Below are 14,288 nucleotides of genomic sequence, written 5' to 3'. Positions count from 1 at the left end.
TGTACATGACTGAGACCACATCCGCGCCGTTGTATCTGCTGAGAGGGCTACAACTCATTGGTTGGCGCGATATGCAACACGCTCTGGATTATCTGTACGCCGACGGCGAGATCCGTACGGGGACGCTGGTGGCGATTAATGCAGAGAAGATGCTGGCGGTAGAAGACAGCCCCGAGGTTCGGGCGCTGATTGAAGCCGCAGAATTCAAATATGCTGACGGCATCAGCGTAGTACGCTCACTACGTAAAAAATACCCTCAGTCGCAGGTGTCGCGCGTCGCCGGCGCTGATTTATGGGAAGCTCTAATGGCGCGCGCAGGCGCTCAGGGAACGCCGGTATTTCTGATCGGCGGTAAGCCCGAGGTGCTGGCGCAAACGGAGCAGCAGCTTCGCCAGCGCTGGAACGTGAATATCGTTGGAAGCCAGAATGGCTATTTTGCCGCTGACCAGCGTCAGGCACTCTTTGAGCGTATCCGCGATAGTGGGGCGAAGATCGTCACGGTGGCGATGGGTTCGCCGCGTCAGGAGATCCTGATGCGCGACTGTCGGGACGTTTATCCGCAGGCGCTGTATATGGGCGTGGGCGGCACCTACGATGTCTTTACCGGCCACGTGCAGCGGGCGCCGAAGTTCTGGCAGGACCTGGGTCTGGAGTGGTTCTATCGCCTGGTTTCGCAGCCGAGCCGAATAAAAAGGCAGGCGCGCCTGCTGCGTTATTTACGCTGGTATTACACCGATAAGCTGTGACATTCCACTGCAAGCGGGCGGGTTTACCTGGGTATTCTGTGTAATGTATTCACTCGTCTGATACTTTATTTGCCATTTCCCTCAAATTCATTAACCATTCGCATGCTTAAAACGCGACGGTCAGTTGACCGTCGCGCAGGCAGGGCTATTCCATTTTATTCATTCATAAAAATAACCGGTATAGACACATCCTGGTTGGGATGCGCTTAAACCCGGAGCAGGGCAAACACAAGAGGTTATATGACTGAGAAAAAAGCGGAACTTCAGCGGGGACTGGAGGCGCGACACATTGAGCTAATCGCTCTTGGCGGCACGATTGGCGTGGGGTTATTTATGGGCGCGGCAAGTACGCTTAAGTGGGCCGGACCTTCGGTTCTGCTGGCGTATATTATCGCCGGGCTCTTTGTCTTCTTTATCATGCGTTCGATGGGCGAAATGTTGTTCCTCGAACCGGTAACCGGCTCGTTCGCCGTTTATGCCCACCGCTATATGAGCCCGTTTTTCGGCTATCTCACCGCATGGTCTTACTGGTTTATGTGGATGGCGGTCGGGATATCGGAAATTACGGCTATCGGGGTCTATGTCCAGTTCTGGTTCCCGGATATGGTCCAGTGGATACCGGCGCTGATTGCGGTCGGGCTGGTGGCGCTGGCGAACCTGGCGGCGGTACGGCTCTACGGTGAAATTGAATTCTGGTTCGCTATGATTAAGGTCACCACCATTATTGTGATGATTGTGGTGGGGCTGGGCGTTATTTTCTTTGGTTTTGGCAACGGCGGGCACGCTATTGGCTTTGGCAATCTGACCGAGCACGGTGGCTTCTTCGCCGGCGGCTGGAAGGGCTTCCTGACGGCGCTGTGTATCGTGGTCGCTTCCTACCAGGGCGTCGAGCTTATCGGCATTACCGCCGGTGAAGCGAAGAATCCGCAGGTCACGCTGCGCAGCGCGGTAGGAAAAGTGCTGTGGCGAATCCTGATTTTCTACGTGGGGGCGATTTTCGTTATCGTCACTATTTTCCCGTGGGATCAGATTGGCTCCAACGGCAGTCCGTTCGTACTGACCTTTGCCAAAATCGGCATCACCGCGGCGGCAGGTATTATTAACTTTGTGGTGCTCACGGCGGCGCTTTCCGGCTGTAATAGCGGAATGTACAGCTGCGGACGCATGCTCTACGCGCTGGCAAGGAATCGTCAGCTGCCCGCGGCCATCGCCAAAGTCTCGCGCAACGGCGTACCCTCGGCGGGCGTGGCGCTGTCGATCCTGATTCTGCTGGTCGGTTCGTGCCTGAACTACATTATCCCTAATCCACAGCGGGTTTTCGTCTACGTCTACAGCGCCAGCGTGCTGCCGGGGATGGTACCGTGGTTTGTGATTCTGATTAGCCAGCTGCGTTTTCGTCTTGTGCATAAAGAAGCCATGGCCAGCCATCCGTTTCGCTCGCTGCTGTTCCCGTGGGCAAACTATTTGACTATGGCGTTCCTGGTTTGCGTACTGATAGGGATGGGATTTAACGACGATACGCGTATGTCGCTCTTTGTCGGAATGATTTTCCTTGCCGCCGTGACGCTTATTTATAAGGTATTTGGCCTTGGTCGACGCGGGAATGTTGATAATGTGGCGCAATAAGCAACAAAACGCACAAAGCATGAGCAAACGATAATTTTCTTTAAAAAGGCACTAGACAGCGGGGTAGGAAGTCCGTATTATCCGACCCCGCAACGGCGCTAAGCGCCCGTAGCTCAGCTGGATAGAGCGCTGCCCTCCGGAGGCAGAGGTCTCAGGTTCGAATCCTGTCGGGCGCACCATTTACCCGGTGCTGGAGCTGCGGTGGTTTCAATACCGCGTAAAAGATTTGCAGTGGTGGCTATAGCTCAGTTGGTAGAGCCCTGGATTGTGATTCCAGTTGTCGTGGGTTCGAATCCCATTAGCCACCCCATTATTTAGAAAGTTGTGATATTGCGAAGGTGGCGGAATTGGTAGACGCGCTAGCTTCAGGTGTTAGTGTTCTTACGGACGTGGGGGTTCAAGTCCCCCCCCTCGCACCACGACTTTATAAAGAATTGAACTAAAAATTCAAAAAAGCAGTACATCGGCGAGTAGCGCAGCTTGGTAGCGCAACTGGTTTGGGACCAGTGGGTCGGAGGTTCGAATCCTCTCTCGCCGACCAATTTTGAACCCCGCTTCGGCGGGGTTTTTTGTTTTTTGATTTTGCAAAAAAAATCTTATCTTCCTGATATCGAAAACAATATTCCGCTAATCACATTACAATTTATTCTCCAGAATAGTCCCAATTCCCTGTTCGGGTAGATGCATTTTCTACAGATCCTGTGCGATAATAACCGGGTAGATGCTCATTCCATCTCTTATGTTCGCCTTAGCGCCTCATAAACTCAGGAATGATGCAGAGCCGTTTTACGGTGCTTATCGTCCACTGACAGATGTCGCATTTTATATGCTAAATCATTCATGATGTGTCGAGACGGCCAGCACGGGAATCCCCAGGCGCTTACAAAGGTAAGTGATTTAGGGAGAGTGTGCAGCCAACGAAGAGACAGCGTGAAGGATGAAGCATATAGCCTCATCAAACACCATGGACACTACGTTGAGTGAAGCACCCAATTTGTTGTCAAACAGACCTGTTTTAACGCCTGCCCTGGTTTCAGAGCAGGCGTTTTTTTCTTTTCAGGGCTCGGAAAGCGTTCAGGCGGGAAGGGAAGATATTCTCGCCCCCGGCGGAGGCGAGAATCGCATTATTGCTGCGGGTTGTTTTGCAGGGTTAACAGCAGGCCGTCGCGACGCATCGTCGCCGCTTCTTCCGGCTGATGCAGGCGGTCGAGGGTATCGGCCAGCCACGCGTAATCAAACGCATCCGGGCGCTGCTTGAGCGCAGCGCGGAACGCAATGCTGGCTTCCTGCCACTCGCCGTGGCGCATGAGCGATTGTCCCAGCGTACTCCACAGCAGCGGGCGGTCGCCGACCGTTTTAATCTGCTGACGTAGCACTTTTTCCAGCTGTTCCGGATTATTGGTTTTCAGCCGCGGGATCGGCATGACCAGACGGTCGTCGTAGTGCTTTTTCAGACCATCAATAATAATCTGCTGTGCGGTATCATGGTCGTCGCTTTCGATAAGGCGATTCGCCATTGCCACCTGTAGCGCCACCTGGCTGCGGGTTTTACGGTTCTGGTTTTTCCACCATTCGCGCAAACCTTCGCTGCCGCCGTCGGCCAGGGTTTTATCCATCAGACCAATCCACGCCAGCTGTTCCAGTTCGGCGCGGTGCTCTTCATCGCTGACGTTAGCTTTCGCCATTGACGGAATGATATCCAGCAGCGAATTCCAGGCTCCGGTACGAATGTAGGCCTGCTCGGCTAGGCGCAGAACCTCCGGATGACGCGGCGTGATCTCCAGCAGCTTGTCGATACCGTGGCGGGCGGCGTGGTTTTCATTACGCGCCAACTGCAGGCGTACGCGGGTAATTTCGACAGGAATCAGGTCATCGCCGGCGAGCTCAGTTGCGCGCTCCAGATGCTGGTTGGCGCGGGCTTCATCCCCTCGCTGCTGCGCGGCTTCCGCCGCCAGCAGGTAATTCACAACCGGCTGCTCAGCGTGATCGGCATTTTTCGCCATCAGCTTCTCAACCTGCTGATAGTCGCCTTCCGCCAGCTTCAGCAGCGCCTGCTCAGTTTGCTTACGGGCGCGACGACGTTTACGGCCCACGAACCAGCCGCGGGTATGGGCGCCGGTGCGGAAAATGCGCCGCAGCAGCCACTCAATGGCAAACAGCACCACCATGGTGAGGATCATGATGATCGCTAGCCCGGTGACGCTGGTTTCAATGTTGTAGTTATCGGTCTGGATCAGGACGTAGCCCTGATGACCGGCGATCATCGGGCCAACAACGATTCCGGCAAGCAGCAGCGCGAAGAGTAAGAGAATTTTCAACATGCGTTACTCTCCTTGTGGCGCAGGCGTTGGCGCGTGGGCAGCAGGTGCCGGCGCGGGAGCCGGAACGCTGGTCTGGGTTTCAGCCGGCTGCGCCATCAGATTACGTACCCGCGTTTGCATCAGTTTCTCAAGCAGCGACTGGCTCTGCAGGCTCTCTGGTACGTTCATGGTGATGCTTTGCTGGCTGAGCTTATCCACATCCTCAAGGAAGGCTTTAGTGGTGGCGTCTTCAGTATCGTAGTAGGCGCGAACCCAGGTTGAGACGTTATCCAGCGCCTGTTTGTAGGTCTCTTCTTGATGGCGCGGAACGGCCTGCGCCGCGACCAGCAGACGCGAGCGAATGTTTTCGCGCAGGTAGACGTCCTGGTTTGGCGCCAGCAGCGGTACGGCGGTCTCATCGCGGCGGCGAACGGTAATAAAGCTGTCCATAAAGTTCTGCCAGCTTTTTTGCAGGTTTACCCGCCACTCGCTAATGGAGCTGGATAGCTCATCGCTATCGGAATCCATCGGGGTGTCATCGTCGTTATTGTCCGCCAGGCGTAAATTATCGATCTGGTTGGCGAGCTGGTTAACCTTCAGAATGATGCCGTCATAGTCCACCTGACTTACGGCGGAGAGCGAGGCGATATCGTCGGTGATGGCGCGACGGGCGCTAATCAGGCTTGGATCGTTCATGTCGGCGAGGCTGGCGTCGGCGCTTTTCAGCAGCGCGGCGGCGGTCGTCACATCCTGATCGCCCCACAGCTTACGTCCGGCCAGTTTCACGAGGAAATCAGCCTGCGCGAGCAGCCAGGTTTTTGCGTCGCTGCCGGAAATGACCGCGACCTTCTCCTGCACTTCTTCCAGCTTCTTCGCCAGAGCATCCTGCTGACGCTGTGCTTGCGTCAGCTGCTCGGTCTGCTGCTTAATGATGCTTTCAAGCTCGCTTTTTTGATTTTCCTGCGCTTTTTGCAGCGCGGCGATCTGGCTGGATAGCCCGGCGCTGGCTTCGCTCTGGCGGGTCGCCTGGGTCTTCGTCAGGCCATAAAGACCTATGCCAGCGGCGAGGGCGATAGCGATAGCTATGGCGCTCAGAGCGAGGCTGGTTTTACTGCCGCCGTTTTTCTTTTCTACGTTATTTTCTGGCTGTGGCGTTGTGTCCACGGCCTCCCTGGTCTCTTCAACCACGGCGGATTGATTCTGTTGTTCCGTCATTATGGCTTCCAATGTTGAGAGTTATTGTAATGCGCGTAGCAGCGCATCGTTGTCGGCGCTATCGGCAACCTGGATATCCTGCCAGCCCAATTCCCTGGCCTGTTCGGCCAGACGTTCACTGACAACTAAAATGCGACAGCTCAGGAGCCAACGTTCGCGATACCACTGTGGTATTAGCGCCCAGAGCTGCTGCAGCATCTCGCCGCTGGTAATGACCAGCGTTGAAACCCCGCGGGACTGCCAGCGCATTGCTTCTTCTGCGCCATCATAGTGCCTCGCACTACGTTGATAACATTCACAAAACGTGACATCGGCACCGCGTTCGCGAAGCGTGTCGCCGAGTAATTCTCGCCCGCCGTTGCCGCGCAGGATGAGCGCTTTTTTCCCCGCAATGTTTTGTAATTCAGGTAATTGTAGCAAGACTTCGCTGATTTCCCGATCTAACGGGTAGCGAACTTGTCGATTGCTGACTTTATGCAGGGCCAGCGCGGTGGTGCGGCCAATGGCAAAATAGTCGGGCGCCGTGGGCCAGCGCAGCCCCTGCTGCTGGAGGCGAGCGTGGGCAAACTCAACGGCATGCTGTGATAGCGCGAAGAGTAAATCGCCCGCCGCCAGGCTTGCCAACTGGGCGCTCAGCTCAGGGAGCTGTCGACCCGGGGTAAACTCGATGAGCGGAAAGCTCCAGGCCACGCGTCCCAGCGCGCGCAGGCGGCTGACTAACTCTTCGCCTTGCGGCAGCGGACGGGTAACCAGAATGCTCATCGTGGCGCTTCTCCTGCGTAAACGACGGCGAGAATGTCGCGCGCGCCGTTATCCAGAAGTTCTTCGGCAAGGGAGACACCCAGCGTTTCGGCATCTTCCGGACGACCGCGCCGCTCGCCGCGTACCGTGTGCGAGCCATCCGGTGCGCCAACCAGCGCGCGCAGCCATAGCTCACCGTCGATCAGTTCGGCATAGCTACCGATAGGCACCTGGCAACCGCCTTCAAGCCGGGTGTTCATCGCCCGTTCAGCGCGTACGCGTATGGCCGTTTCCGTATGGTTCAGTGGGGCCAGCAGCGCTTTGGTCCATTCGTCGTCAAGGCGACACTCAATGCCGACCGCGCCCTGGCCGACGGCGGGCAGAGATTGCTCCGGCGTCAGCGGTTGACGAATACGTGCCTCAAGGTTCAGGCGCTTAAGCCCCGCGGCGGCAAGAATGATCGCGTCGTACTCGCCGCTATCGAGCTTGCTTAAACGAGTGCCAACGTTGCCGCGCAGGGAGCGGATGGTGAGATCCGGCCGCGCTGCGGCCAGCTGACACTGGCGACGTAAACTTGATGTGCCAACGACGCTGCCGTGCGGCAGTTCATCAATGGAAGCGTAGTGGTTCGAGACAAACGCATCGCGCGGATCTTCTCGTTCACAAATGGTCACCAGCCCTAGTCCAGCGGGAAATTCCACCGGCACGTCTTTCATGGAATGGACGGCAATATCGGCGCGGCCTTCCAGCATGGCCAGCTCTAACTCTTTCACAAAGAGACCCTTGCCGCCCACTTTTGCAAGGGGCGTATCAAGGATCACGTCGCCGCGGGTGACCATCGGCACCAGTTCAACAGAAAGCCCCGGATGACAGTCTTCCAGACGCTCTTTCACATAATGTGCCTGCCATAGCGCAAGCGGGCTTTGCCGTGTGGCAATTCTCAAAACTTTGTCTAACATGCTTGTTACCGTCATAGTCGACCACTAACCATCCTAACATTGTTGTCTTAGGGATGTTAGTTTTGTGGGGGTAAGGGTCGCGGCCATCATTTTAGCCTTTCATGCGTTTGCGGGTTGCCGCAAACGTAGTGAAGAATTTACACGTAGTAAAGGGTGCTACACTTGTATGTAGCGCATCTTTCTTTACGGTCAATCCGCAAGGTGTTAGATTGATCACGTTTTAAACCATTTGTCAGTCAGCAGCTCATCACAACCACACCGACGACGAATGGTGACGGTTTTTGTTGAAATACTGAAACTCTCCGTACTATTGTACGTCGGGTTTTTGAACATCAGGCGATATGTCTTGTACCTCTATATTGAGACACTGAAACAGAGACTGGATGCCATCAACCAATTGCGCGTGGATCGCGCCCTTGCTGCCATGGGACCCGCTTTCCAGCAGGTTTACAGTCTACTGCCGACATTACTACATTATCATCACCCGCTGATGCCGGGTTACCTTGACGGTAACGTTCCCCGTGGCATTTGCCTCTACACGCCTGATGAAACCCAACGCCACTACCTTGACGAGCTTGAACTCAATCGTGGAATGCTGACCCAGGAACCGCCGAAAGGCGAGCTGCCCATCACTGGCCTTTACTCCATGGGCAGTACTTCTTCCGTTGGGCAAAGCTGTTCTTCCGACCTTGATATCTGGGTTTGCCATCAGTCGTGGCTGGATAGCGAAGAGCGCCAGCTGCTGCAGCGAAAATGCAGCCTGCTGGAAAGCTGGGCTGCGTCGTTGGGCGTTGAAGTGAGCTTCTTCCTGATCGACGAAAACCGCTTCCGCCACAACGAAAGCGGCAGCCTGGGCGGTGAAGACTGCGGTTCGACCCAGCATATCCTGCTACTGGATGAGTTTTACCGCACCGCGGTGCGCCTTGCCGGGAAGCGTATTCTGTGGAATATGGTGCCGTGCGAGGAAGAAGAGCATTACGATGATTACGTGATGAGCCTCTACGCGCAGGGCGTGCTGACGCCGAACGAATGGCTGGATCTCGGCGGTCTGAGCTCCCTCTCGGCGGAAGAGTACTTCGGCGCCAGCCTGTGGCAGCTGTATAAAAGCATCGACTCGCCCTATAAAGCGGTGCTGAAGACGCTGCTGCTGGAAGCGTACTCCTGGGAGTACCCCAACAACCGTCTGCTGGCGAAAGATATCAAGCAGCGCTTGCATGACGGTGAAATCGTATCGTTTGGCCTCGACCCTTACTGCATGATGCTGGAGCGCGTCACGCTCTATCTGCAGGCTATCGAGGATGAAACGCGCCTCGATCTGGTGCGTCGATGTTTCTATTTAAAAGTGTGCGAGAAGCTGAGCCGCGAGCGTGCCTGCGTCGGCTGGCGCCGTGAAGTCGTCAGCCACCTGGTTAAAGAGTGGGGCTGGGATGAAAAGCGTCTGATGATGCTCGATAACCGGGCCAACTGGAAGATTGACGAAGTCCGTAAAGCGCATAACGAGCTGCTTGATGCGATGATGCAGAGCTATCGCAACCTGATTCGCTTTGCGCGTCGCAACAACCTGAGCGTTTCCGCCAGTCCGCAGGATATTGGCGTGCTGACGCGTAAGCTGTACGCCGCCTTTGAAGCGCTGCCGGGGAAAGTGACCCTGGTTAACCCGCAAATTTCGCCGGATCTGTCTGAGCCGAATCTGACCTTTATCCATGTGCCGCCCGGCCGTGCCAACCGTACCGGCTGGTATGTCTATAACCGCGCGCCGGATATGGAGTCGATCATCAGCCACCAGCCGCTGGAATATAACCGTTATCTTAATAAGCTGGTGGCCTGGGCCTGGTTTAACGGCCTGCTGACGTCACGCACTCGCCTGTTTATTAAGGGCAACGGCATTGTCGATCTGGCTAAACTGCAGGAGATGGTGGCCGATGTGGCGCACCACTTCCCGTTGCGCCTGCCGTCCCCGACGCCGAAAGCGCTGTATAGCCCGTGCGAAATTCGCCACCTGGCGATTATCGTCAATCTCGAATATGATCCGACGGCGGCCTTCCGCAATCAGGTGGTGCATTTTGACTTCCGTAAGCTCGATGTTTTTAGCTTCGGCGAAGAGCAAAAATGCCTGATTGGCAGCATCGATCTGCTGTACCGCAACTCGTGGAACGAGGTGCGAACGCTGCATTTTAACGGCGAGCAGGCGATGATCGAAGCGCTGAAAACCATTCTCGGCAAGATGCATCAGGACGCCGCGCCGCCGGATAGCGTGGAGGTCTTCTGCTATAGCCAGCATTTGCGCGGCCTGATCCGCACTCGCGTGCAGCAGCTGGTTTCTGAATGCGTTGAGCTACGCCTCTCCAGCACCCGTCAGGATACCGGCCGCTTTAAAGCGCTGCGCGTATCCGGGCAGACCTGGGGGTTGTTTTTCGAGCGCCTTAACGTCTCGGTACAGAAGCTGGAAAACGCCATCGAATTCTACGGCGCGATTTCGCATAACAAACTGCACGGCCTGTCGGTGCAGGTGGAGACCAACCACGTCAGGCTGCCGCAGGTGGTGGATGGTTTTGCCAGCGAAGGGATCATTCAGTTCTTCTTTGAAGATGCGGATAACGATAACGGATTTAACATCTATATTCTTGATGAGAGCAACCGCGCCGAGGTGTATCACCACTGTGAGGGCAGCAAAGAGGAGCTGGTGCGCGACGTCAGCCGCTTCTACTCTTCATCGCATGACCGCTTTACCTACGGCTCCAGCTTTATCAACTTTAACCTGCCGCAGTTTTATCAAATCGTCGACGTCGACGGTCGCGAACAGGTGATCCCGTTCCGCAGCCAGGTGATTGCCGCCGCCACCGCTTCAGCCGGTCAGGATGCCGCAACGTCGCCAATGCTGCAGCACTACTCCTGAGAAAGGGTAGCGTGCGGCATAGGGTTATGTAGCCCGGATAAGGCGCCAGCCGCAATCCGGGGAACTCGAATCACGCGCGCTTAGCGAAAACTCACCGCTTCACCGGCCTGCGCGGTCGCCGCCTGTTCCAGCAGATCCCAGAACGTTTCGCCGCTGCGGTCGCATACCCACTCGTCGCCTTTCAAGTCGAAATGGTAGCCGCCTTGTTTTGTCGCCAGCCATACCTGGTGCAGCGGCTCCTGGCGGTTGATAATAATTTTGCTGCCGTTTTCAAAGCTGATAGTCAGCACGCCGCCGTTGATTTCACAGTCGATATCGCTGTCGCCATCCCAGTCGTCGAGACGCTCTTCGATGGTCATCCACAGGGTATCGGCCAGGCGATGGAATTCACTGTCGTTCATGGTTCTTTCCCGCTTTTTTGATCGTGGCGGCAGTATAGCGCAATCTACGATGACTTCGGCAGATGGCGAAGGCGGATAAGCAGTAGAGACGTCACGATGGCCATCGCCAGCAGCCCATAGCGCGCGCTTTCCATCCGGCTCTGTTGATAATGCTGCAGAATGCTATAAATATCATCGGTCGCCAGGCTTTGTGTCTGGATAAGCTGATGAAAAGTTCGATCGCTCGTCCACGGGATAAACGTGAGATGGCCGATGGCCTGTCGGGCGGCCAGGCTGATTGCCACATCGTGCTGTACCTGATATTTCATCATGAAGGTCAATACCGTTAGCATGACGGTACTGATTAACGCCATTCCTAATGCTTGCCCGATATCGCGCGAGGCGGCCTGAACGCCGCCGGACTGTTCGGCGTGCCGATTCCCTGCGCCCGTGGTGACCAGTATCGGGGCATTGGTCGCGATGGTGCCCATCCCCGCGCCGATTAAACAGAGCCCTGACGCCATCAGTACAGGGGTAAATCCCGTCACGTGCAGCGCCGCGGCGGCAACCAGAGCGCCGGCGATTCCCTCAGCCAGTCCCATCTGGCACTGGCGGCGAGGGTTTCGCTGCTGAATGAGCAGCGGTAAACCCAGAGAACAGGCGGCGAGACAGATCGCAAAAGGGAGTATCAGCAGCCCTGTTTCCATCGCCGATACGCTTTTAACAATCTGCACAAAACTCACCACGGTAAAAATAGCCGAACTGTAGGCAAAAAATATCCAACCCGTGAGATAGAGCCCGTGGCGCACCAGGCGGGTTTTCAGGAAAACCGCGGGCAGCAGAGCGTGGCCGGTGGCGGCTTCAAAATGACGTTCCCAGCGCAGCATCATCACCAGCACAATCAGGCCGCACAGGATGACGAAAGGGGCGGGGCTCAGGCCGAGAATGCTCACTGCGGCGTCGAAAGGCATAATCAGTCCCCAGACCGGGATGCGCAGAATGCCGAAAATGGTCAGAAACAGCCCCAGGGTGCCTAACAGGAAACCCGGGGTATCGAAGGGGATAGCGGCGCGTTTGTTTTCTGATACCGGGATGATGACAGAACAGATGAGAATAAGCAGCGCCAGCAGGCCCAGCGAGGCAAACGCGATGCGCCAGCCGACGTGGTCCAGTAAATATCCGCATAGAATGGGCCCGCAGGCGAATGAAATGCCGCTGGAGGCGCCAAGCGCGCCAAAAGCGGCAACCCGTCGTCGCTGCTGATACAGGGCAGAGATCAGGCCAAAAACGGCGGGGATCATCAGGCTACCGCCTATCCCGGCGGTCAGACGCGCGCCCCAGGTGAAGAGCGTGATCGATGGCGAAAAAAAGGCGCAGATTTCGGCGAGGATAAAAATCAGGCATCCGATGCGAAACAGCATCCGCCAACCCCAGATACACCCCAGCATTCCGCCCGCCACCATAAACGTGCCCGCAATCAACGGATACAAGGTATTCGCCGTACTGACCTGTCCAAGCGTCGCGTGCAGGTCGTTCATTAGCGCCTGCGTGGCGATACTCAACGTCACGTTATCGGCGGAGGCCAGAAACTGTGCACAGCACAAGACAATCAAAGGTAACCAGTTTGTCGGTGTAGGGTTGGTGGTCACAGATTGTTCCTTTTTGATAGAAACGACAAAACGCGCCCTTCCTCGCGGGAGGGGCGCGTTATTGTTAGTTATCTTTTGATCTTAACTCAGATTTTCGACTTCTTAGCACGCGGCTCTTCTCCTGCTGCGTCGTCAGACCCTTTGGCGCGGACGGGGAGATTGCGCGTCCCGAATAAAAACAGCAGCGTCATGACCGCGGTGGCGACCATGCCCGCTCGCGTAGCTTTCAGGCGGGCGGTTTTATAGACCTGGTTGAGTTCCGTCACATCCTTTTGATTCACGCCTTGATCCAGCATTAGCTTTGAGAAGCCGGTATCGCTGAGATAAGGAATGACGGAGATATTCGCCACTTTTTGCTGTGTATCCTGGCTCAGCGAAGCGTCGTGGCTCGCCATATCCTGCACTGTCATGGTGATCGCCGTCAGCATCACCATACCGCAAACCGCCACGCCGATTGCCTGGCCGACGTTACGCGAAGTCGCCTGCACGCCGCCCGACTGCTGTGCATCGCGCGCCGGCAGGGCGCTGGTAACAATATAGCTGGAATAGGCGGAAACGATGCCCATACTGACGCCAATCAGACACATCCCTACCGGCACGATCATGCTGAAATCAGACGGGCCGAAGCCGAAGATGCACAACACGGAGCCCAGCGTGCCGATGAGCAGCGCGCTCTGGCACATCCGTTTCGGATTCGCGTTTTTCCAGACGATCGGCAGCCCCAGCGAAAAGACCACGACGCCCAGCGCAAACGGCAGAATGAGCAGGCCGGTTTCAATACCGTTCAGTCCGGCAACTACCTGCACGAAGCTCACGGTCACGAAAATACCGGAACCGTAGGCGAGGAAGATAAACGCCGTCAGATAGAGACCGTTACGCACCTGCGGCGTTGCGAGGAACGACAGCGGGATCAGCGCGCTGCCGGTGGTGGCTTCGCGATGGCGCTCCCACTTCAGCATAATCGCCAGCACGATCAGACCAAACAGGACGAGGAACGGCGCCGGGCTAAGGCCCATAACGGTGAACGGCGCGTTAAACGGCGTAAACAGACCCCAGCTTGATACTTTCAGGAAGCCGAGGATCACGCTGAACAGGCCGATGACGGTCAGGACGACGCCGGGCAGATCGAACACCACTTTGCGTTCAGGTTTTGCCGGCGTAGGGACCAGGAAGGAGCCGCTGAAGATGACGATGCACAGGCCGGCGATAGCGGCAAACGCGGCGCGCCAGCCGAGGTGGTCAACCAGCAGGCCGCAAATCAACGGGCCGGCGGCGAAGGAGACGCCGCTAGCTGCGCCGATAGCGCCAAAGGCGATCGCCTGCTGGCGGCCTTTGTAGTTACTGGCGATAAGCCCCAGCACCGACGGGATCATAAAGCTTCCGCCAATACCGGAAAGCAGACGGGCGCCGTAGGTGAAGACCAGCATGTTCGGTGAGAAATAAGCGGTCAGTTCGGCGAGAAACAGCAGCGCGCAGCCGATGCGGAAGGTTTTCTTCCAGCCCACGATAAGCCCGGCCATTCCGGCGGCGACCATCAGAGACCCCGCGGCCAGCGAGTACATCGCGTTGGCGATGCTGATGAGATCCATTGAGGCGTGCAGGTCGCTGACCAACGCGCCGGTAGCGATGCTCAGCGTGGCATTATCGCCGGATGTCGAGAGCTGGGCGAGGCACAGTACCAGAAGCGGCAACCATTTCATCGCCGTATCGGCGGCCGCGTTGCGCGACATGCCGGGAGAGTTAATTACTGAATTTGTCGTCATGATAGTGTTCTGT

10 protein-coding genes and 4 tRNA genes are annotated in these 14,288 nt (G+C 56.4%); 7 read left to right on the top strand and 7 right to left on the bottom strand.

What is annotated here, in order from left to right; genetic code table 11:
* Positions 1-5 precede the first annotated feature (5 nt).
* From wecG to EGY08_RS14020, 6 genes are all read left to right on the top strand, one after another.
* Positions 6-746, top strand: a complete 741-nt coding sequence (wecG, locus tag EGY08_RS14045) for a lipopolysaccharide N-acetylmannosaminouronosyltransferase (protein ID WP_049115423.1) — start codon at positions 6-8, stop codon at positions 744-746.
* A gap of 240 nt (positions 747-986) precedes the next feature.
* The gene (thrP, locus tag EGY08_RS14040) at positions 987-2,372 is read left to right on the top strand and encodes a bifunctional threonine/serine APC transporter ThrP (RefSeq protein ID WP_004127426.1); all 1,386 of its coding nucleotides are present in this window, start codon (positions 987-989) and stop codon (positions 2,370-2,372) included.
* Between the two features lie 102 nt (positions 2,373-2,474).
* Positions 2,475-2,551: transfer RNA gene (locus EGY08_RS14035), tRNA-Arg, on the top strand.
* A gap of 55 nt (positions 2,552-2,606) precedes the next feature.
* Positions 2,607-2,682, top strand: a tRNA-His gene (locus EGY08_RS14030).
* Positions 2,683-2,704: 22 nt separating this feature from the next.
* A tRNA-Leu gene (locus EGY08_RS14025) sits at positions 2,705-2,791 on the top strand.
* 45 nt (positions 2,792-2,836) lie between these two features.
* Positions 2,837-2,913: transfer RNA gene (locus EGY08_RS14020), tRNA-Pro, on the top strand.
* 583 nt (positions 2,914-3,496) lie between these two features.
* Here EGY08_RS14020 and hemY read toward each other — a convergent pair.
* The 4 genes from hemY to hemC are packed head-to-tail and all read right to left on the bottom strand — an operon-like array spanning position 3,497 to position 7,587.
* The gene (hemY, locus tag EGY08_RS14015) at positions 3,497-4,693 is read right to left on the bottom strand and encodes a protoheme IX biogenesis protein HemY (protein ID WP_004127430.1); all 1,197 of its coding nucleotides are present in this window, start codon (positions 4,691-4,693) and stop codon (positions 3,497-3,499) included.
* 3 nt (positions 4,694-4,696) lie between these two features.
* Positions 4,697-5,887: a uroporphyrinogen-III C-methyltransferase gene (hemX, locus tag EGY08_RS14010; RefSeq protein ID WP_004127433.1), complete on the bottom strand. Its 1,191-nt coding sequence runs from the start codon at positions 5,885-5,887 to the stop codon at positions 4,697-4,699.
* Between the two features lie 21 nt (positions 5,888-5,908).
* The gene (gene hemD / locus EGY08_RS14005; protein WP_004127436.1) at positions 5,909-6,649 is read right to left on the bottom strand and encodes a uroporphyrinogen-III synthase; all 741 of its coding nucleotides are present in this window, start codon (positions 6,647-6,649) and stop codon (positions 5,909-5,911) included.
* Positions 6,646-7,587, bottom strand: a complete 942-nt coding sequence (gene hemC, locus EGY08_RS14000) for a hydroxymethylbilane synthase (RefSeq protein WP_032741995.1) — start codon at positions 7,585-7,587, stop codon at positions 6,646-6,648. The genes hemD and hemC overlap by 4 nt, the downstream gene beginning before the upstream one ends.
* 346 nt (positions 7,588-7,933) lie before the next feature.
* On the opposite strand from hemC, the gene cyaA reads away from it, so the two are divergent.
* On the top strand, positions 7,934-10,483 hold the full coding sequence (gene cyaA / locus EGY08_RS13995) for a class I adenylate cyclase (RefSeq protein WP_032741996.1): 2,550 nt from the start codon (positions 7,934-7,936) through the stop codon (positions 10,481-10,483).
* A gap of 80 nt (positions 10,484-10,563) precedes the next feature.
* On the opposite strand, the gene cyaY is transcribed toward cyaA, so the two are convergent.
* From cyaY to EGY08_RS13980, 3 genes are all read right to left on the bottom strand, one after another.
* Positions 10,564-10,884, bottom strand: coding sequence for an iron donor protein CyaY (cyaY, locus tag EGY08_RS13990; protein WP_004097546.1), 321 nt, complete (start codon positions 10,882-10,884; stop codon positions 10,564-10,566).
* 44 nt (positions 10,885-10,928) lie between these two features.
* Positions 10,929-12,512, bottom strand: a complete 1,584-nt coding sequence (locus EGY08_RS13985) for an MFS transporter (protein ID WP_123828595.1) — start codon at positions 12,510-12,512, stop codon at positions 10,929-10,931.
* Positions 12,513-12,598: 86 nt separating this feature from the next.
* Positions 12,599-14,275, bottom strand: a complete 1,677-nt coding sequence (locus EGY08_RS13980; protein WP_004127447.1) for an MFS transporter — start codon at positions 14,273-14,275, stop codon at positions 12,599-12,601.
* Positions 14,276-14,288 lie beyond the last annotated feature (13 nt).

The sequence above is a fragment of the Klebsiella sp. FDAARGOS_511 genome (assembly GCF_003812845.1).
Lineage (GTDB): Bacteria > Pseudomonadota > Gammaproteobacteria > Enterobacterales > Enterobacteriaceae > Klebsiella > Klebsiella grimontii.
This window is presented reverse-complemented; position numbering and strand designations above follow the sequence as displayed.